At 69.8% G+C, this 18,900-nt stretch carries 17 protein-coding genes and 1 tRNA gene; 5 read left to right on the top strand and 13 right to left on the bottom strand.

The annotated features are described in order from the left end of the window. Positions 1–619: 619 nt before the first annotated feature. Together D0T12_RS14065 and glmU are read right to left on the bottom strand one after the other, a co-directional pair. Positions 620–1,600, bottom strand: a complete 981-nt coding sequence (locus D0T12_RS14065; RefSeq protein ID WP_199487452.1) for a ribose-phosphate diphosphokinase — start codon at positions 1,598–1,600, stop codon at positions 620–622. A 169-nt stretch (positions 1,601–1,769) separates the two neighbouring features. Then, a complete protein-coding gene (gene glmU / locus D0T12_RS14060; RefSeq protein WP_233526101.1) occupies positions 1,770–3,167 on the bottom strand; it encodes a bifunctional UDP-N-acetylglucosamine diphosphorylase/glucosamine-1-phosphate N-acetyltransferase GlmU in 1,398 nt (465 codons plus the stop codon). Between the two features lie 289 nt (positions 3,168–3,456). On the opposite strand from glmU, the gene D0T12_RS14055 reads away from it, so the two are divergent. After that, a tRNA-Gln gene (locus D0T12_RS14055) sits at positions 3,457–3,527 on the top strand. Positions 3,528–4,360: 833 nt separating this feature from the next. On the opposite strand, the gene D0T12_RS14050 is transcribed toward D0T12_RS14055, so the two are convergent. Further along, complete coding sequence (locus tag D0T12_RS14050; RefSeq protein WP_117400006.1) at positions 4,361–4,606, bottom strand: hypothetical protein; 246 nt, start codon at positions 4,604–4,606, stop codon at positions 4,361–4,363. 156 nt (positions 4,607–4,762) lie between these two features. Between D0T12_RS14050 and D0T12_RS14045 the strand changes: the two genes are divergently transcribed. Both D0T12_RS14045 and D0T12_RS14040 read left to right on the top strand, forming a co-directional pair. Continuing rightward, complete coding sequence (locus D0T12_RS14045; RefSeq protein WP_117400005.1) at positions 4,763–5,716, top strand: acyl-CoA desaturase; 954 nt, start codon at positions 4,763–4,765, stop codon at positions 5,714–5,716. Continuing rightward, positions 5,665–6,504 (top strand): TetR/AcrR family transcriptional regulator, encoded by an 840-nt coding sequence (locus D0T12_RS14040; RefSeq protein ID WP_233526048.1) that lies wholly within the window; start codon positions 5,665–5,667, stop codon positions 6,502–6,504. Before D0T12_RS14045 ends, D0T12_RS14040 begins: the two co-directional genes overlap by 52 nt. Here D0T12_RS14040 and D0T12_RS14035 read toward each other — a convergent pair. Next, the gene (locus D0T12_RS14035; RefSeq protein ID WP_117400003.1) at positions 6,496–6,879 is read right to left on the bottom strand and encodes a VOC family protein; all 384 of its coding nucleotides are present in this window, start codon (positions 6,877–6,879) and stop codon (positions 6,496–6,498) included. The two genes, D0T12_RS14040 and D0T12_RS14035, sit on opposite strands and share 9 nt — an antisense overlap. 246 nt (positions 6,880–7,125) lie before the next feature. Further along, a complete protein-coding gene (locus D0T12_RS14030) occupies positions 7,126–7,923 on the bottom strand; it encodes a trans-aconitate 2-methyltransferase (protein WP_117400002.1) in 798 nt (265 codons plus the stop codon). Positions 7,924–8,218: 295 nt separating this feature from the next. Here D0T12_RS14030 and D0T12_RS14025 point away from each other — a divergent pair, with 295 nt between their 5' ends. Beyond that, positions 8,219–8,707, top strand: coding sequence for a MarR family winged helix-turn-helix transcriptional regulator (locus tag D0T12_RS14025; protein WP_117400001.1), 489 nt, complete (start codon positions 8,219–8,221; stop codon positions 8,705–8,707). Positions 8,708–8,731: 24 nt separating this feature from the next. Here the strand turns inward: D0T12_RS14025 and D0T12_RS14020 are convergent, their stop codons facing one another. The 8 genes from D0T12_RS14020 to metG form a co-directional block, all read right to left on the bottom strand. Next, entirely contained in the window at positions 8,732–10,588 is a 1,857-nt protein-coding gene (locus tag D0T12_RS14020; protein WP_117400000.1) for an ABC-F family ATP-binding cassette domain-containing protein, read from the bottom strand. A gap of 117 nt (positions 10,589–10,705) precedes the next feature. Then, complete coding sequence (locus tag D0T12_RS14015) at positions 10,706–10,930, bottom strand: hypothetical protein (RefSeq protein ID WP_147339508.1); 225 nt, start codon at positions 10,928–10,930, stop codon at positions 10,706–10,708. Positions 10,931–10,954: 24 nt separating this feature from the next. Then, entirely contained in the window at positions 10,955–11,146 is a 192-nt protein-coding gene (locus tag D0T12_RS14010) for a hypothetical protein (protein WP_117399998.1), read from the bottom strand. A 189-nt stretch (positions 11,147–11,335) separates the two neighbouring features. Further along, a complete protein-coding gene (locus D0T12_RS14005; protein ID WP_117399997.1) occupies positions 11,336–12,256 on the bottom strand; it encodes a 4-(cytidine 5'-diphospho)-2-C-methyl-D-erythritol kinase in 921 nt (306 codons plus the stop codon). A gap of 53 nt (positions 12,257–12,309) precedes the next feature. Further along, the gene (locus tag D0T12_RS14000) at positions 12,310–13,434 is read right to left on the bottom strand and encodes a glycoside hydrolase family 26 protein (RefSeq protein WP_233526047.1); all 1,125 of its coding nucleotides are present in this window, start codon (positions 13,432–13,434) and stop codon (positions 12,310–12,312) included. A 113-nt stretch (positions 13,435–13,547) separates the two neighbouring features. After that, positions 13,548–14,432: a 16S rRNA (adenine(1518)-N(6)/adenine(1519)-N(6))-dimethyltransferase RsmA gene (gene rsmA, locus D0T12_RS13995; RefSeq protein ID WP_117399996.1), complete on the bottom strand. Its 885-nt coding sequence runs from the start codon at positions 14,430–14,432 to the stop codon at positions 13,548–13,550. 90 nt (positions 14,433–14,522) lie between these two features. Further along, positions 14,523–15,347, bottom strand: coding sequence for a TatD family hydrolase (locus tag D0T12_RS13990; RefSeq protein WP_117399995.1), 825 nt, complete (start codon positions 15,345–15,347; stop codon positions 14,523–14,525). Then, positions 15,344–17,146 (bottom strand): methionine--tRNA ligase, encoded by a 1,803-nt coding sequence (metG, locus tag D0T12_RS13985; RefSeq protein ID WP_117399994.1) that lies wholly within the window; start codon positions 17,144–17,146, stop codon positions 15,344–15,346. The genes D0T12_RS13990 and metG overlap by 4 nt, the downstream gene beginning before the upstream one ends. A 103-nt stretch (positions 17,147–17,249) precedes the next feature. On the opposite strand from metG, the gene D0T12_RS13980 reads away from it, so the two are divergent. Beyond that, the gene (locus D0T12_RS13980) at positions 17,250–18,878 is read left to right on the top strand and encodes an ArnT family glycosyltransferase (RefSeq protein WP_233526046.1); all 1,629 of its coding nucleotides are present in this window, start codon (positions 17,250–17,252) and stop codon (positions 18,876–18,878) included. Positions 18,879–18,900: the final 22 nt, after the last annotated feature.

The following is an 18,900-nucleotide window of genomic DNA, read 5'->3' as shown; positions in this document are numbered from 1 at the left end:
GCCGGCGATCGCACTGCGGTTCACGCTGCTGGAAATCCTCCTTGTCCCGGAGTCCTTCTAGCCTGGGACCCATAGTTAAGGTGCGCGGCACCCTCAGTCCGCCTCAGCACCCCCGCAAGAACCCAGGGTTCGCGACCGCGTCCAAAGGCGGGTTCGAACCTGATCGCGCAGCGAGCGGGAGCGCTGCCAGCGTTCGTCCCGTAGGTCCGCTGCCAGCGGCCTCCAGACCCGAAGTACCTTCGGGGCGCCGCTCGCTCGGCTGCCTCCTGTAGTCCAGGTGGCCGGATGAGGCGGGTGCTCACTCGGCTTGCACAGGGCGCCTCCGACGACGGGGTACTTGCTCCTCGTGATCGTCGCGTTCGGCCTGACCGGCACGGCAAACGGGATGTGGCCCTCCTTTGAGCCTGAAGTCCCGTCGTTTGACGTGCGCTCAGACCTCAGCCCGCTTCCGCAACCACGCGACAACCTCGGCCACTGCGATCGCGTCCGAAGGCAGGTTCGAGCGAAGCGAGAACCTGATCGCGCAGCGAGCCGCAAGGCGAGTCGGAGCGATGCAGCGATCGCACCGCGTTTCTCGACGATGGAGGGCCGCCAGGCCCGAAGGAGGAGAGAAATGCAATTAAGAGTGCCCGCCGAAGAGGCTGGTCACGGAGCCGTCGGAGAAGACCTCGTTGATGGCGCGGGCGATCAAGGGGGCGATCGACAGGACCGTCAGCTTGTCGAACTGCTTCTCCATGGGGATGGGCAGCGTGTTCGTCAGCACGACGTCGGAGATGCGGGAGTTCTTCAGGCGGTCCACGGCGGGGCCGGACAGGACGCCGTGGGTGGCGGCGACGACGACCCTGGTGGCGCCGTGGTCGAACAGGGCGTCGGCGGCCTTCACGATCGTGCCGCCGGTGTCGATCATGTCGTCGACGACGACGCAGGTGCGGCCCTCGACCTCGCCGACGACGTCGAAGACCTTCACCTCGTTCGCCACGTCCGGGTCGCGCTTCTTGTGGATGATCGCCATGGGGACGCCGCCGAGGCGGTCCGACCAGCGCTCGGTCACCCGGACCCGGCCCGCGTCCGGGGCCACGACCGTCACCTGCGAGGTGTCCAGGCGGCTCTCGAAGTGCCGTGCCAACAGGTCCAACGCGAACAGGTGGTCGACCGGGCCGTCGAAGAAACCCTGGATCTGCGCCGTGTGCAGGTCGACGGTGATCAACCGGTCGGCGCCCGCGGTTTTGAACAGGTCCGCCATCAGCCGGGCCGAGATCGGCTCCCGGCCGCGGTGCTTCTTGTCCTGACGCGCGTAACCGAAGAACGGCGCCACCACCGTGATCCGCTTGGCCGACGCGCGCTTCAACGCGTCCACCATGATCAACTGCTCCATGATCCACTGGTTGATGGGGGCGGTGTGGCTCTGGATCACGAAGGCGTCCGAGCCGCGAACCGACTCCAGGAACCGAACGAACGTCTCACCGTTCGCGAAATCGTACGCGGACGTCGGGGTCAGTTCGACATGGAGGTTGTCGGCTACTTCCCTGGCCAGGTCCGGGTCAGCTCGGCCGGTGAAGAGCATCAGCTTCTTCTGGCCACTCGCCTTGATCCCACTCACCTCTGACAACTCCCCCTCAACGGAAACATGCTTCATGTGGGTTGTTGTCCCCACTTCCCGCGCACCACACGAGTCGAGGGCACGGGTTGCCTAGTTGTTCTCGGAAGACGCCGCTGTCCCCCGCCACCCCCGCCGACCGGCGGGGCAGTCCTCACCGAACCCACCGCCGCTACGGCGCGTCCTCCACCGGCGTCTCCGCCGTCTCCCGAGCCCGCCGGGCGGCCTCCGCCGCGGGCGTGCCCGCACGCTTGCGCTCGACCCAGCCCTCGACGTTGCGCTGCCGCGCCCGCGCGACCGCCATCGCCCCCGGCGGGACGTCCTGGACGATCACCGAACCGGCCGCGGTGTAGGCGCCGTCGCCCACATTCACCGGCGCGACGAACATGTTGTCGCTGCCCGTCCGCACATGCGACCCGATGACACTGCGGTGCTTACGCACCCCGTCATAGTTCACGAAGACCGAACTCGCCCCGATATTGGAATGCTCGCCGATCTCCGCGTCGCCCACATACGTCAGATGCGGCACCTTCGAGCCCTCGCCGATATCGGCGTTCTTCGTCTCCACATAAGTGCCGATCTTGCCCTGGCGTCCCAGGCGGGTTCCCGGCCGCAGGTAAGCGTACGGCCCGACCGACGCCTCGGGGCCGATCTCCGCCTCGACGCACACGGCCCTGTCCACGCGGGCGCCCTCGCCGACCCGGGTGTCGGTCAGCGTGCAGTCCGGCCCGACCCGGGAGCCCTCACCGAGATGCGTTCGGCCGTGCAGTTGGGTCCCGGGATGGATCTCCACGTCCTGGTCGGCGGTCACCTGCACGTCGATCCACGTCGACGCCGGGTCGATGATCGTGACCCCGGCCCGCATATGGGCTTCGAGGATCCGGTCGTTCAACTGCCTGCGGGCCTGCGCGAGCTGAACCCTGTCGTTCACGCCCTGCGTCTCGATCCAGTCGGCGACCAGGTACGCCCCGGCCCGGTGCCCGTCCTCGCGGGCGATCGCCACGACGTCGGTGAGATACTCCTCACCGTTGGCGTTGTCGGTCGTCACGCGCTTGAGGGCGGCGGCCAGGATCGCGCCGTCGAACGCGTACATGCCGACGTTGATCTCGCGGATGGCGCGCTGCTCCTCGGTCGCGTCCTTGTGCTCGACGATCGCCTCGACACTGCCGTCCGCGGCCCGGACCATTCGGCCATAACCGGTCGCGTCGGGCATCTCGGTCGTCAGGACGGTGACCGCGTTCCTCTGTTCCTCGTGCGTCCGGACGAGCGCCTTGAGCGTCTCCCCCCGCAGCAGCGGATGATCGCCGTTGGTGACCACCACGGTCCCCTCCAGGGCGCCGGTCTGCTCCAGCGCCATCCGGACGGCATGGCCCGTGCCGTTCTGCCGCTCCTGCACGGCCGTGTCGGCGTCCGGCTCCACCCGCGCGAGATGGTCGACGACCTGTTCGCGACGGTGCCCGACGACCACGACTAGCCGCTCGGGTTCCAGCTCTCGGGCGGCGGCCAGCACATGGCCGACCATGCTTCGCCCGCACAGCTCATGCAGCACCTTCGAGGTGCGGGACTTCATCCGGGTGCCCTCGCCCGCGGCGAGAACGATGACGGCGGCCGGGCGGCTCGCAGCACTCACAAGGAGGCTCCTCGGCATCACGGTCGGGAACGGTCACGAGCGCGCCCACCTGCGACATCACGACCGGACGCACCCGACACGGGCAGGATACCGCCCACTCCCCACATGTCACCCCGCCGCCCACCACGGCCGCCGCGCGTCAATGAAGTGGGCCTGGCGGCTCCGACTCGGTATCGTTGACCCCGGCATGATGAGCACCGACGGACCCGAAGCGTCCTGTTTCGCCCGATCCCGGGTGGTCTAGGGGCAAGACTACTGATTTTGGTTCAGTCAACGGAGGTTCGAATCCTCCCCCGGGAGCACGTTTGTCCGATTTGTCGGACGAGAGATCACTTCGTTTTGTCATCATCGCGCCGATGGTCTCGTCGGAGCGCGCTGCAAGACGGGCTTCGGCGGCCCTCGGACCGAGCATGGCGCCGTATGCCCAACCCTCGATCTTCCGGTAGAGGCCGGCACTTTGCGTCACGGAGATCTGTAGGCACCCTCGATACGTGTCGAGAAGGTTCTTCCTGACGCTCTTGGGGTTGTGCTTCTTGATCACCGGCTTCTGAAACCGGTCGGCCGGAAACTCCGTCAGCTCCGACCACCATGTCGTGGCGGCATCTAGATCAGCCGTCTCGTGGATGTGCAACCGGAACCGCAGCCGATCACGAGGCACTCCTGCCACGCGCAGGAAGCGTTGGAACATGAGGATCAGAGAGGGGTCGCTGTTGATGAACGAGACCCGCTCGTTGCGCCGGTAGATCTTGTCCTTCTCTCCTTCACACCAGTAGGCGAGCGCGCCGAGCATCAGGACGTCGCGGTCGTCCAGTTCGCCGATCTCCTTGGACGCCGCGAGCTTGGTTTCCAGGCGTTGCCGCTCGCGGGCGATGTGGACGGGTTCCCAGCGGGACCTCCACATCGCCGCGACCCGTTCTTGGGAGTAACCCTTTCGCGGCGGGGCGGGCACGTCTCTCAGCCAGAGGGAGCAGGTGCTGATGGAGATGTCGAGCGAGCCCGCGATCTCGCGGTAGGTCCAGCCCTTGCGGCGGAGTTCGATGGCTTTGGGCTTGAGCTTGTCTCGGACCTCGTCCGGCATTGGTCCACTCATGGGGGAACCGTACCATCGATTTTAACTGTTCGTGTTCGATTCGTTACTGATCGCGAATGATCGGGACTGAGGCGATGAGGCCGGATTGGTTTAGGACGTCCATGACGGAGCAGGCCATCTCCGTGCCGCCCGACCAGGGCCACGGTGCGGGCGGCACGTTGGTCTCCGCGGAGACGTGCCGGTTGACAAGGAGGAAGAACTGGTCGCCGAAGACGTCGCCGACCGAGGGGGCGGCGAGCGAACCTTCGGCGGGTGTGGAGCGTTCGTCCTGGAGAGGGGCCTTGGTCACCCTTCCGTGGGCGCCGACGCTCGTCGGTTCGGTACACGCCTCGTGGCCTGTCAGGCGTTCCTTCTGAATTTACCGTCCGACCCTGTCAACTTACGGTTCCGTAGGTTACGTTGGCGTAGGTAAGGCTAACCAAAGTCGCAGAGAGAGGGGTGACGGATGACAACGGCCCCAGCCCAGGACCCACCTCGTCCACAGAAGCGTCCGGAGATCGAGCCCGAGCCGCAGGGCAATGCCGAGCGGGCGCTCGTCGCGGTGTTCACCGGGGTGCCGTTCCTGGCCCTCTTCGCTGCGGTTCCGTTGGCCTGGGGCAGGTTCCTCGGCTGGACGGACGTCATCCTCATGGCGGTGTTCTATGTCCTCACCGCGGGGGGCATCACGGTCGGGTACCACCGGCACTTCACGCACGGCTCGTTCAAGGCCAAACGCCCGCTGAAGATCTTTTTGGCGCTGGCGGGGAGCCTGGCCATGGAGGGTCCCGTCATCATGTGGGTCGCCGATCATCGGCGCCATCACAAGCATTCGGACAAGGAGATGGATCCGCATTCGCCGTGGCGGTTCGGCAGTGACTGGAAGGCGCTGACGAAGGGGCTGGTGTGGGCGCACTACGGGTGGTTGTTCGACGGTGCCCGGACGTCGAAGCGGCGGTTCGCCAAGGATCTGCTGGACGACCCCGACATCCGGCGTATCCATCTCGCGTTCCCGGGTCTGGTGGCGGTGTCGTTCCTGTTGCCCGCGCTCATCGGGGGCATGATCTCGATGTCGTGGGCCGGGTTCCTGACGGCGCTGTTCTGGGCGGGGTTCGTGCGGATCACGCTCGTGCACCATGTCACGTGGTCGATCAACTCGATCTGTCACACGTTCGGCAAGGAGGACTTCGAGGTTCGTGACAAGTCCCGGAACGTGTGGTGGTTGGCGATCCCGTCGTTGGGCGAGTCGTGGCACAACCTGCATCATTCGGATCCGACGTGCGCGCGGCACGGGGTGTTGAAGGGGCAGATCGACATCAGCGCGCGGATCATCTGGTTGCTGGAGAGGGCGGGCTGGGCGTACGACGTCCGGTGGCCGAGCGCCGACAGGCTGGCGGCGAAACGCACCAAGCGGGCGGCTTGACCGCCACAATTGGTGACGTGACAGAACCCGTTCCCAGGACCCGCAGAAAGCGGATGACCGGTAAGGAACGACGTGAGCAGCTGCTCAACATCGGTCGGACGCTGTTCGCCGAGCGTGGGCTGGACGGCACGTCGGTGGAGGAGATCGCGTCCGCGGCGGGCGTGTCGAAGCCCGTGGTGTACGAGCATTTCGGCGGCAAGGAAGGGTTGTACGCGGTTGTCGTCGACCGGGAGTTCGAGCGTCTGCTGAGGCTGGTGACCGAGGGGTTGAACTCGGTGACCAACTATCGGAGCAAGTTGGAGAAGGCGGCGCTGGCGCTGTTGGAGTACATCGAGGAGCATCCGGATGGTTTCCGGATTCTCGTGCGGGACTCGCATGGCGGTACGGGCACCGGTAGTTACGCGAGTCTGTTGAGTGAGATCGCGGGTGAGGTGGAGTACATCCTCGCGCAGGAGTTCGACCGGCACGGTTATGACGTCAAGTTCGCGCCGTTGTACGCGCAGAGTCTGGTCGGCATGGTGGCGTTGACGGGCCAGTGGTGGTTGGACGTTCGTAAGCCGCGCCGGGAGGATGTGGCCGCGCATGTGGTGAATCTCGCGTGGAACGGCCTGTCGGGTTTGGAGCCGAGGCCGTCGTTGGATCCGCGTCGCCGTCGTAAGGAGTTGGAGCGCGCGGAGAAGCGTGCGGAGAAGGCGGCGGCGAAGGCGGAGAAGGCCGAGGGTCGGGCGGCTGCGAAGGCTCAGCGGCGGGGTCGGCGTGATGGGGATTTCACGGATCCGTCAGCGTAAGGGTGCCGGTTCCAGGAATTCGAGGCGGTTGCCGACGGGGTCGTCGGCGTAGAACCGGCGGTGTCCGGGGAGCAGCGCGTCCGGTGTGATGTCGTGGCCCGCGGCGCGGAGGCGTGCGGCGAGCGCGTCGAGGTCGTGGACGAGGAGTGCGGGGTGCGCCTTGCGGGCGGGCCGGAAGGCGTCCTCGATGCCGAGGTGAAGTTCGATGCCGGGGCCGGGCCGGTGGGGGGTGCGGAACCAGGCGCCGCCTCGGGTGGCGAGTTCGGGGGGTTTGGTGATCTCTTCGAGTCCGAGGACGTGGACGTAGAAGGCGCGGAGGGTGTTCTCGCTGCCCGGTGGCGCGGCGAGGAGGATGTGGTGGACGCCGGTGATCATGTGGCTCCGGGTGTGCGACCGGTGGCCGTCCGGAGTTCTTCTGGTGCGGCCACCGGTCAGGGGTCGCCGGTTCCGGGTCACGGAACCGGATCTCTTCGGATACCGCCCGGTCCGTCCGAGATGGCACCGCAGGGGAACGAGTCGCTTCCTCGGTGGGAGCGGGCGGCATCCCGTTCGTGGGGATGTCGGCCGCGTACGGCATCTCTCGACATCAAGACATATGATGTCTCGTCCCGTATCTTGATGTCAAGAATCCGGTCGGGTGGCGATCACGTAGATCCGCCGGAAGGGGAACACGGTGCCGTAGGGCGCGGCCGGGTAGGCGCGCCTGAGCCGTTCCCGGTAGGCGGCGAGGAACTCCTCGGTCTCGTCCGGGTCGAGCACGGACAGCACGGGACGCAGCGTGCTTCCCTTCACCCATTCGAGGACGGGGTCCTCGCCGTGCAGGACCTGGGCGTGGGTGGTCTCCCAGGCGTCGACGGCGCATCCGTGGCGGGCCAGGAGGTCGAGGTAGCCCGCCGGGTCGAGGACGGGCTTGTCCCGCTGGAGCGCGCCGAGTTTGTCGCGCCAGCGGTCGGAGCGGCCCAGTTCGCGGAGCAGGACGTGGCTGGGCGCGCCGAAGTTGCCGGGGACCTGGAAGGCGAGCCGTCCGCCCGGGGTGAGCGCGTCGACCCATCGGGGCAGCAGGTCGGGATGTTCGGGGATCCAGTGCAGGACGGCGTTGCTCACGATGAGGTCGACGGGGTGTTCGGGCGTCCACGCGGCGACGTCGCCGACGCGGAAGCTCAGCCGTCCCGGGATCTCCCGCCCGTGCGCCTCGGCGATCATGTCGGCGGAGCCGTCCAGGCCCTCGATGACGGCGTTCGGCCATCGGGCGGCGAGGGTCGCGGTCAGTTCCCCGGTACCGCAGCCGAGATCGACGATCCGGGCGGGGGCGCCGTCACCGAGGCGGGCGACGAGTTCGCCGAAGGGCCGGGCACGCTCTCCGGCGAACGCCTCATATTGCGCGGGATCCCACACCGTGCTCGTGACCTCCGAGTTCATGGACCCTGCCCCCTATTTGTCTCGACATCAAGAGACAGCGTGCTCGCCGGGCCATCCCCGTGTCAAGAACCGGGATTTCCGAGGCGGTCAGGTGCGAGGGCGGGTGATGACGACGGCGCGGGTGCCCGGCGCTCCACCGGGCCACCTTCACGGAGGGGTTCCTCATACCGAGAATGCCGGCCGCGGGCACCCTTTCCGCATGAGGCTGGACCGGTTGAAGCTCGTGGCCACCGATCGGTGGACCCCGGCCGACGCGACCCCCGTCGGCCGATGCCCGGACGAGTAGGGTGTCCGCATGCAGGATGAGGTGGACAGGCTCGTCGAGGCGTGGAACAACGAACGACCGGACCTGGACGTCCAGCCATTGCAGGTCCTCAGCCGCGTCTCCCGCCTCGCCCGGCATCTCGACCGCGCCCGGCGCGCCATGTTCGTCGAGCACGACATGGAGTCGTGGGAGTTCGACGTCCTCACCGCGCTGCGCCGCGCCGGAAGCCCCTACCAGCTCAGCCCCGGGCGGCTGCTGCGGGCCACGCTCGTCACGTCCGGCACGATGACGAACCGCATCGACCGGCTCGCCGCGGCCGGGCTCGTCGAACGGCATCCCGACCCGCAGGACAAGCGCGGCGTCCTGGTGCGTCTCACCGACGCGGGCCGGACCCGGGTGGACGCCGCGTTCGCGGACCTGCTCGAACGGGAGCAGGTCATCCTCGACGCCCTCAGCCCCGACCAACGGGACGCCCTCGCGGACCTCCTCCGCACGCTGCTGATCCCCTTCGACAAGTAGCGCCGTGCGGCGGGCGCGTTCTTGTCAGCCGATGTCCTCGGCGAGCATCAGCCATTCCTCTTCGACACCGGCGGCCTCGGCCTGGATCTCCTTCAGCCGTCCGTCGAGTTCCTGGAGTTTGGCGTAGTCGGTCGCGTGCGCGGCGAGCTGCTCGTGCAGGGCGGCCTCCTGCCCGGCGAGCCTCTCCAGGCGGCGTTCGAGCCGGTCGAGTTCCTTGCGGGCCTTCCAGTCCTGTCCGGCCTTCGGCTTCGTCGCGGGAGCGGTCTTCGCGGCCCCGGTTCTGGCGGGCGCGGCCTTCTCGGTGGCCGTGTTGTCCGGACGGGACGGTTTGGGAGCGGTCCCGGCGGCACGGCGGTCGAGGTACTCGTCGACGCCGCCCGGCAGCATCGACACGCGGCCGTCGCCGAGCAGCGCCACGACATGGTCGGTGACGCGTTCCAGGAAGTACCGGTCGTGGCTGACGACGACCAGCGTTCCGGGCCAGCCGTCCAGGATGTCCTCGACCTCGGTGAGGGTCTCGATGTCGAGGTCGTTGGTGGGCTCGTCGAGGAGGAGGACGTTGGGTTCGCCCATGAGGAGCCGGAGCAACTGGAGGCGGCGCCGTTCACCGCCGGACAGGTCACCGACGGGCGTCCACTGCCGGTCGCGGTGGAAGCCGAGGCGTTCCAGGAGTTGGCTCGCCGTCCATTCGCGTTTCCCGACGGTGATGCGGCGGCGGATCTCCTCCACCGACTCCAGGACGCGCCGGGACGGTTCCAGGTCTTCCAGGTTCTGGGTCAGGTGCGCGAGCTGGACGGTCTTGCCCTGCACCACCTTCCCCGACGCGGGCCGGACGGTGCCGTCCAGCAGGCGCAGCAGGGTGCTCTTGCCGCTGCCGTTGACGCCGACCAGGCCCACCCGGTCACCGGGGCCGAGACGCCACGTCATGCGCTCGAAGATCGTCCGAGGCGCGGTACCGTCCCCGCCGTCACCGCCGTCCCCGACCTGGACGGTCACGTCCTCCAGGTCGTGGACGGTCTTGCCGAGCCGCGCGGTCGCGAACCTCGTCAGCTCCACCGAGTCGCGCGCCGGGGGCTCGTCGGCGATCAGCGCCTGCGCGGCGTCCACCCGGAACTTCGGCTTGGACGTGCGGGCCTGCGGACCGCGCCGCAGCCACGCCAGCTCCTTGCGCAGCAGGTTCTGCCGCTTCGCCTCGGTCGCGGCGGCGATCCTGGCGCGTTCGGCCTTCGCCAGGACGTACGCGGAGTAGCCGCCCTCGTAGCGTTCGACGCGGCCGTCGACGACCTCCCACGTCCGGTCGGTGACCTCGTCCAGGAACCAGCGGTCGTGCGTCACGACGAGCAGCGCGACCCCGCTCCCCTTCGCCGCGCCGCCCGGGGCGCGGCTCTTCAGGTGCCGGGCGAGCCAGTCGATCGCCTCGATGTCGAGGTGGTTGGTCGGCTCGTCGAGGAGCAGCAGATCGGTCTCGGGGACGAGGAGCCGGGCCAGCGCGACCCGGCGGCGCTCCCCGCCGGCCATCCCCGCGAGCGGCGCGTCCAGGTCGAGGTCGGCGATCAGGCCGCCGAGGACGTCGCGGACGCGGACGTCGCCCGCCCACTCGTGTTCCGCGCGGTCGCCCAGCACCACGGACCGGACCGTGGCCCCGTCCGGGAACTCGTCCCGCTGGGTGAGGTGCCCGAGGCGCAGCCCGCGCGTGTGGGTGACGCGACCGTCGTCGGGTTCGGTCTCCCGTGCCAGCACGGACACGAGGGTGCTCTTGCCGCCGCCGTTGCGGCCGACGACACCGACGCGGTCGCCCTCGTCGAGCCCGAGGGACACGGCGTCGAGCAGTGGTTTCGGCCCGTAGGCCTTCGCGACATTCTCAAGATTGATCAGATTCACGACACCACCCAGCCTATTGGGCCCCGGCGGGTCGGCGGCCCACTCCCCCGCACCGGCCCTCCGGACCCGCCTCGCGGAGCCGGCCGCGCGGAGTTCAGCCGCGCGGAGCCGATTCCGTCAGGACCCTGGCGGCGGCGCCTGCCGCGGATTGGGCTCGGGCACGCCGGTGCCCGACGGGCCGTACCCGGGTGGTGGCCCGTATCCCTGGCTGTAGCCGGGCGGAATCGTGCTGTTCTCGCGCCGTTTCCGGCTGGACGCCACCGCGATGACGATCACCACGATCGCGGCCACGAGTCCCATGATGAGGACCAGCAGGACGACGAGCCCGAGAAGCATTCCCATGGTTCTCCTCGCCGGTTCGGGGGGTCACCGCATGGGCGGCGGCTGGGTCGTGCCACCTTCGGCGGACGTACCCAGGCTAGCGGCCTGTGCCCGTCCCGCGACGACCAACGCGGGCGCGTTGCGGCGCATGTCCCGGTCGCGGCGGACGGCCAGCAGCACGAGCGTCGTCAGCATCGCGATCGCCAGGAGTCCCAGCAGCGCGGACAGGTAGGTCATCGCTCCACCTCGCCAGCGGTTTCGGCGCCTGAGGATTCGGTGTCACAGATACAAGACGTCCACCGTGAGCAAGAAGTTCGCTTGTGTGACGAGCGCATCTTCCCTTTTTTATTAGGAAAGCTTCTTGTTGGGAAGCGGTTTGCCGAAGAGGGTCGGCTCCCAGGGAGCCGAGTTCACGGAACCCGGTTCTCACCGGGTCGCCGCGCCGGGGACCGGGCCGTCCGCGCGCAGGACCTGTTCGGCGAACCCGGTGCCGTCCAGCGCCTCCGCGAGGTCGGCGGCGTCCTCCCCGGTCTCGGCGAGGAACGCGCAGGTCGGGCCGGACCCCGAGACGAGGGCCCCGGCGGCGCCGAATTCCAGACCCGCGTCGAGGACGCGGCGCAGCGACGGCCGCAGCGCCAGCGCGGCGGGCTGGAGGTCGTTGGTGAGCGCCGCCCCGAGCGCCTTCGCGTCCCCGGTCGCGAGCGCCGTCATCAGCTCCTCCGACACCCGCGGCGGCGCCGCGGCCTCGCCCCGCTCCGCGCGGATCCGGTCGCATTCGGCGTAGACGGCGGGGGTGGACAGGCCGCCGTCGGCGGTCGCGAACACCCAGTGGAAGGTGCCGCGGGTGAGGGCGGGCGTGAGCCGTTCGCCGCGGCCGAGGCCGACGGCGGTGCCGCCGAGGACCGCGAACGGGACGTCGCTGCCGAGTTCCGCGCCGAGGTCCATGAGGTCGTCGCGGGTGAGGACGGGCTGCTCCCGGTCGTCCCACAGCCGGGCGCAGGCGACGAGCGCGGCGGCAGCGTCGGCGCTGCCGCCCGCCATGCCGCCCGCGACGGGGATGGCCTTGCGGATCCGGATCGCGACGTCGGGTTCGACGCCGAGCCGAGCCGCGACGAGCAGGGCGGCCCTGACCGCGAGGTTGTCCTCGTCGACGGGGACGCCGTCGACGCGGACCCGCGAGTACGGGGAGGCCTGGACGCGGACCTCCAGCCCGGGTGCCCGTTCGACCGTCACCTCGTCGAACAGGGAGACGGCGTGGAACACGTTGACGAGATCGTGGTAGCCGTCGTCGCGGATCGGTCCGACGCCGAGCTGGAGGTTGACCTTGGCCGGTACGCGTACGCTCACTGCGGTCACGTTCGAACCCTAAGGCCATTCGCGGGGGCCGAGTGACCCGCGGGTCACCCGCCGCTGGTCACGGGCAGGTTCCGCGGGTTGAAGTAGGGGGTCGTGGCGAGTTCGCGGAGCGCGGAGACGGTCGGCTTGTCGCCGTTGACGGAGTAGGCGCGCCGCCGGTCGCGGACGCCCGCGGCCTGCTCGTCGGAGTTGAAGTAGACGACGGCCTTGACCTGCGGGTCCTGGAGGGTCTTGGACGCCTCCCGCAGCCATTCGGCGCGGCGTTCCCCGTAGGACTTGGGGACGCCGAACTCGGCGACCATGATGGGCTTCTCGCGGTCCCGTGCCCACTGCAGGAACATCTTCATGGCCTCGGACAGGTCGCGGTACTCGTAGTCGGTGCCGGGCTGCGCGTTGGCGCAGATCCAGTCGACCTGGTCGTCGCCGGGGTAGAACGCGCCCGCGTCGCCGCCGCCGAAGCCGCGGGCGGAGGGACACCAGACCCAGGCGACGTTGTCGACGCGCTCCCGCGTGAAGATGGCCCGCAGGTGTTTCCAGGCCGCGACGAAGTCCTCCGGCGAATGGACGCGCTTCTTGTGGGCGGCCTTGTCCATGTCCGGCGCCCAGCGCAGGAAGATCGGCTTGCCGAGGGCCTTGACGGCGCGGGCGCGGCGCTGGATCAGCTCGTCGTACTCACCCTGGACGATCTTCCTGGTGTCTGCTTCGGCCCAGGTCAGCAGCAGGTAGCGGTTGCCGTCGGTGACGGACTTGTCGAGTCCGGCGGGGAACTCCGACGTCCAGCTCCGATAGCTCTGCACGATGTCGAGCTGCCGTCCGAGATCCCGCTCGAAACCGACGACGGGTGCCATGCCCGGCTTCTCCGCGTCCTTGCCGGTGGGCTTCGCCGCGGGTGAACCGCCCGCGACCGGAGACCCGGACGGCGTCTCAGGAGAAGGCGTGGACGAGGACGACCCGTCGGCGTCGTCCGGCGGCACCCACGCCCCGAAGTAGGCGCCCTCCTTCGGCGGCACCGGCGCCACGCCCGCCCGCGCCGTCGTGGTGATCTTCGGTGCGGCGCCCGCCCCGCCCCCGCAGCCCGCCGCCACCGTCGCGACCACCGCCGCGGTGGCGAGCAGGGCCGTCCCCACGATCGGCAACCTCGCCCGCGCCGTCCGCGAACGCGCCTTCACATCGACCTCCGGCTCATCTCGATTCTTCGTGCCTTCGTGCCCCCGTGGGCGGCGTCCGCCCGGCGCGCTCACACCCGGCGCGCTCACACCCGGCACACTCGGCACCCGGCACGCTAAGGAGTCGGGAGATGATCCCCCCGGCGTGAAGGACCATACTCGGCAATCCTGGCGAAGGCGGCCACGTCCAAACCTTCTCCCCGAAGCCGCGGGTCGACGCCCGCCGCGCGCAGCGCGTCCTCGGCGGCGGTCGCCGACCCCGCCCAGCCCGCCAGGGCCGCCCGTAGCGTCTTGCGGCGCTGCGCGAACGCGGCGTCCACGACGGCGAACACCTCCGCGCGGGTCGCCGTGGTCGGCGGCGGGTCCCGACGCGTGAACGCGACGAGGCCCGAGTCGACGTTCGGCGCGGGCCAGAACACCGCGCGCCCGACCGCGCCCGCCCGGCGGGCCTCCCCGAACCAGGCGAGCTTCACCGACGGAACGCCGTAGATCTTGCCGCCGGGCGCGGCGACCATCCGGTCGGCGACCTCGGCCTGCACCATGACCAGCGCGGTCCGCAGCGACGGCAGCGTCGCCAGCAGATGCAGGACGACCGGCACCGCCACGTTGTAGGGGAGGTTCGCGACGAGCGCGGTCGGCTCGGGCCCCGGCACCCGGGTGAGCGTCATCGCGTCGGCGTGGACGACCTCCAGCCGCCCCGCGAGATCCGGCGCCCGCGCCTCGACCGTGGCGGGCAGCGCCGCGGCCAGTGCCGCGTCGACCTCCACGGCCACGACACGCCGCGCCTCAGGCAGCAGCGCCAACGTCAACGACCCCAGCCCGGGACCCACCTCGATCACGACGTCGTCGGGGGTCAGGGCGGCGGTACGGACGATCCGCCGGACGGTGTTGGCGTCGATCACGAAGTTCTGCCCGAGCGTCTTCGTCGGCCGGACCCCGAGCCGCCGCGCCAGCTCCCGCACGTCCGCCGGGCCGAGCAGCGCCGCCCGTGTCTCCCCCACGCCTGATCTCCCCACGCCCCGAATTGTCGCAGCCGCCCCGCAGCCGTCACCGGCCGCCCGTCGGCCGCCGGTCGGCCGTGCGCCCGCCGCCTACCAGGGGCCGAACGCCCGTTCGCCGTTGGCCGCGATGGCCGCGCACATTTCCGCCACGTCCACGCCCTTCACCTCCGCCATGGCGCGGACGGTGTACGGGATCAGATACGAGGCGTTCGGCTTGCCCCGGTGCGGGATCGGCGTCAGGAACGGCGCGTCGGTCTCCACGAGCACCAGGTCCAGCGGCGCCGCCCGCAACGCCTCACGCAGCGGCTCCGCGTTCTTGAACGTGACGTTCCCGGCGAAGCTCATCAGGTAGCCGCGGTCGGCGCAGATCTCCGCCATGGCGGCGTCACCGGAGTAGCAGTGGAACACGACCGTTCCGGGCGCGCCCTCCTCCTCCAGGATCCGCAGGACGTCGTCGTGCGCGTCCCGGTCGTGGACGACCAGCGCCCTGCCGGTGCGTTTCGCGATCGCGATGTGCGCGCGGAAGGCGCGGTGCTGGTCGTCCTTCGGCGCCCAGTCGCGGTAGTAGTCCAGGCCGGTCTCGCCGATCGCGCGGACCTTCGGGTGCGCGGCGAGCCGCGCCACGTCCTCCAGGACGGCGTCGGAGATCCCGGTCGTCTCGTTCGGGTGGATCGCCACCGCCGCGTACACGTCGTCGAACTCGGCGGCGGTGTCCACGGCGAACCGCGACGACGGCAGGTCACAGCCGATCGTGACGATCCGGGTGACGCCCGCGGCCTTCGCCGACCTCAACTGCTCCTGGACGGGAGTGTCGACGATGTCGAGGTGGCAGTGGCTGTCGAACACGTCCACCGGGAGACGCTCGGGAAGCGGCGGGAACGAGCGTGAGCTCTGCCCGTTCCCGTCGGGGCTCACCGGTTCTCCAGCCTGGCGAGCTCCTCGTCGACCACGGACGTGTCCAGCTTCGTGAACAGCGGGGTCGGCTTGCTCAGCGGCACCCCAGGCTTGATCGGCGTGGACTCCCAGCGCGCCTCCGTCGCGTAGTCGCCGGTCAGGACGCGGTAGTCGGGGCCGCCCTCCTCGGACACGGTCTCCAGCCTCGGCATGCCGCTCCACTCGCCCTGCCCGCCGAGCATCTCGTACACCTTCTGCGACGAGCGCGGCAGGAACGGCGTCAGCAGCGTCTTGGCGTCGTCGACGACCTGGAGCGCCGTGTGCAGGATCGACTTGACGCGCGCCGGGTCGTCCTTCAGCTTCCACGGCGCCTGGTCCGACAGGTACTTGTTGGCGTCGCGGACGACGTCGAGCGCCTCGGTGATGGAGTTCTTGAACCGGGACCGGTCGAGTTCCGCGCCCACCGTCGCGAACGCGCGGCGGCTGCGTTCCAGCAGCGCCCGGTCGGTGTCGTTGAGGTCGCCCGCCTCGGGGATCGCGCCGAAGTTCTTCGCCGCCATCGTCACCGAACGGTTCACGAGGTTGCCCCACGCGGCGACCAGCTCGTCGTTGTTGCGGCGGACGAACTCCGCCCACGTGAAGTCGGTGTCCTGGTTCTCCGGCCCGGCGATCGCGACGTAGTAGCGCAGCGCGTCCACGTCGTAGCGGGCGAGGAAGTCCTGCACGTAGATGACGACCTGGCGGGACGAGGAGAACTTCTTGCCCTCCATCGTCAGGAACTCCGACGACACGACCTCCGTCGGCACGTTCAGCGCCCCCAGCGAACCGGGCGTGCCGCCCTTGTCGCCCTGCCCGCTGTAGCCGAGGAGCATCGCGGGCCAGATCTCGGCGTGGAAGACGATGTTGTCCTTGCCCATGAAGTAGTAGGACAGGGCCTCCGGGTCCTGCCACCAGGCGCGCCACGCCTCCGGGTCACCGGACCGCCGCGCCCACTCCACGGACGCCGAGAAGTAGCCGGTGACCGCGTCGAACCACACGTACAGCTTCTTCGCCGGGTTGTCGCGCCAGCCGTCCAGGGGGATCGGAATGCCCCAGTCGAGGTCGCGGCTGATCGCCCGGGGCTGCATGTCGTCCAGCAGGTTCAGCGCGAACTTCAGCACGTTCGGCCGCCACGCCCGCGCCCCCTGCTGCTTGCCGCGCAGGTACCGGCCGAGGACCTCGGTGAACGCGGGCAGGTCGAGCATGAAGTGCTCGGTCTCCACGAACTTCGGCTTCTCGCCGTTGATCCGCGACACCGGGTTGATCAGATCGATGGGGTCGAGCTGGTTGCCGCAGTTGTCGCACTGGTCGCCGCGTGCGCCGTCGTACCCGCAGATCGGGCAGGTGCCCTCGATGTAGCGGTCCGGGAGCGTCCGGCCGGTGGACGGCGAGATCGCGCCCATCGTCTTCTGCGGGAAGATGTAGCCGTTGTCGTACAGGCCCTTGAAGATCTCCTGGACGACCGCGTAGTGGTTCAGCGTCGTCGTCCGGGTGAACAGGTCGTAGGTCATGCCGAGGCCGAGCAGGTCCTCGGAGATCACGGCGTTGTAGCGGTCGGCGAGCTGCCGCGCGGTGACGCCCTCCTTGTCGGCCTGCACCTGCACCGGGGTGCCGTGCTCGTCGGTGCCGCTGACCATCAGGACCTTGTTGCCCGCCATCCGCTGGTAGCGGCTGAACATGTCGGCGGGCAGCGCGAATCCGGAGACGTGCCCGATGTGACGGGGCCCGTTGGCGTACGGCCAGGCGGGCGCGGTCAAGATGTGACGGCTTGACGAGGACATGGAGTCAAGGGTAGTCGCGTCACGGGCGCCCCGGCACGCGAGTAACCTGGTCCGGCGTCGCGGGGCACGTCAGCAGTAGTGATCACTGGAGCGGGAGCCGGGGATGGCACAGACCACGTCCGACCGCCCGACCGCCGACCGGGCGGCGACCGGCGCCGGACGGACGCCACGGCTCCGACGATCATGGCGGGCGGCGCGGGCGTGGCGGATGTGGCGCACGCGGCGCGTGGTGTGGCTGTCCCTGCTGGTCGCGGCGGCCACGATCGGCGCGCAGTGGCTGCTCATGACCCCGCCGCTGTACTTCGACCCGTACTACGTGTGGCTCGCCGCCCGCGAATGGCCCGACATCCCGCTCGACCGGTGGCCTTACTCCGAAGTCCCCCACCAGGTCACCCGGATCGGGCTGGTGCTGCCCGCGCGGGTCGTCCAGGAGATCCTCGGGGACGGTCAGGCCGCGTACTTCGTCGTCGCCGCGCTCGGCGGCTGCGCGTTCTTCGTTGGAACGTATCTGGTCGTCCGGTCGCTGTTCGGGGACGTGGCGGGCGTCGCGTCCGCGGCGATCCTGCTCGTCCACCCGTTCTTCACGATGACCAACCCGTACGGCCACGAGATCACCTGGTCGACGGGCGTGATGCTGCCGGACATGCCCGGCGCCGGGTTGTTCACCATCGGGATGGCGGGCCTGGTCGTCGCGGCCCGCAGGACGGGACGGGCGCAGACCCGGATGCTGCTGGCCGCCGGGGTGTGCTTCGGCTCGGCGTTCCTCGTCCGGGAGTTCCTGGCGTTCCTGTTCCTCGCCGTTCCCGTGTACCTGGCGCTGCTGCGGATCCCGTGGCGCCGCAACGTCACGGTCGGCGCGCCGATGGCCGCGATCCTCGCCGTGAACCTCGTCCACAACCAGCTCGTGTGGGGCACGCCGCTCGCCGGGCTGATCTCCGCCGCCGAACACGGCGGCCGGTCCCGCGACCACGTGACCCGCGAACTCGCCGCCCGCTCGTTCCTGCGCGCGATGCACGACTGGAACCCGCTCGGGCTCGTGTTCACCGCCGCGCTCGCGCTCACGGTCGTCGGGTGGGCCGTCACCCGTGACCGGCGGTTGGCGCTGGTCCTGGTGTGGTTCTTCACCCTCGCCGTGCCGCTGACGTTGTTCTCCGGCGTCCTCGACCCGAACGACATCTCCCTGCGGGCCTGGCTTCAGCGGTACTGGTTCGCGGTGCTGCCCGCTCTCCTCGCCGGTGGCTTCGGGTCCCTGATCCTGATGTTCCGGATGCTGCCGTCCGGGCCGGTGTCACGGTTCCGGCTGCGGACGGTCGTGGTGCCGGTGCTCGCGGTCGCGCTCGGCGGGACGTACGCGACGGCCACGGTCCGCACCGTCCCCGACCTGCCGCGTGACCTGCCACGCGACACGGCGTGGAGCGAGCTGCGCGGCTACCTCGCCGGGCACCGCGACATCACCCTCATCTGCGCCGACCGGCGGCTCGCGCAGACCCTCACCTTCTACACGCGGGACGTGTGGGGCGACCCGGTCTGGCGCGGCGAGATCCGCGACTTCCCGCACTACCTGGGGCAGGTTCCAAGGAACGCGACCGAGGGCCCCATGCTGTACACGCGCTGGCGGGGCATGGAGTCACAGATCGGCGGCGGCTGGCGTCCGTCCACCGGGCAGGGGTGGCGGCTGATGTGGCGGTCGTCGGACGGCGTCCTCCAGCTCTGGCACCCGCCCGGCGGTTGACGCGCCCCGTCGATCGGGCGTC

This window comes from Actinomadura spongiicola (genome assembly GCF_003432485.1).
Lineage (GTDB): Bacteria > Actinomycetota > Actinomycetes > Streptosporangiales > Streptosporangiaceae > Spirillospora > Spirillospora spongiicola.
Note: the sequence above shows the minus strand (reverse complement) of the source record. Positions and strands in the feature narration are given on the sequence as shown.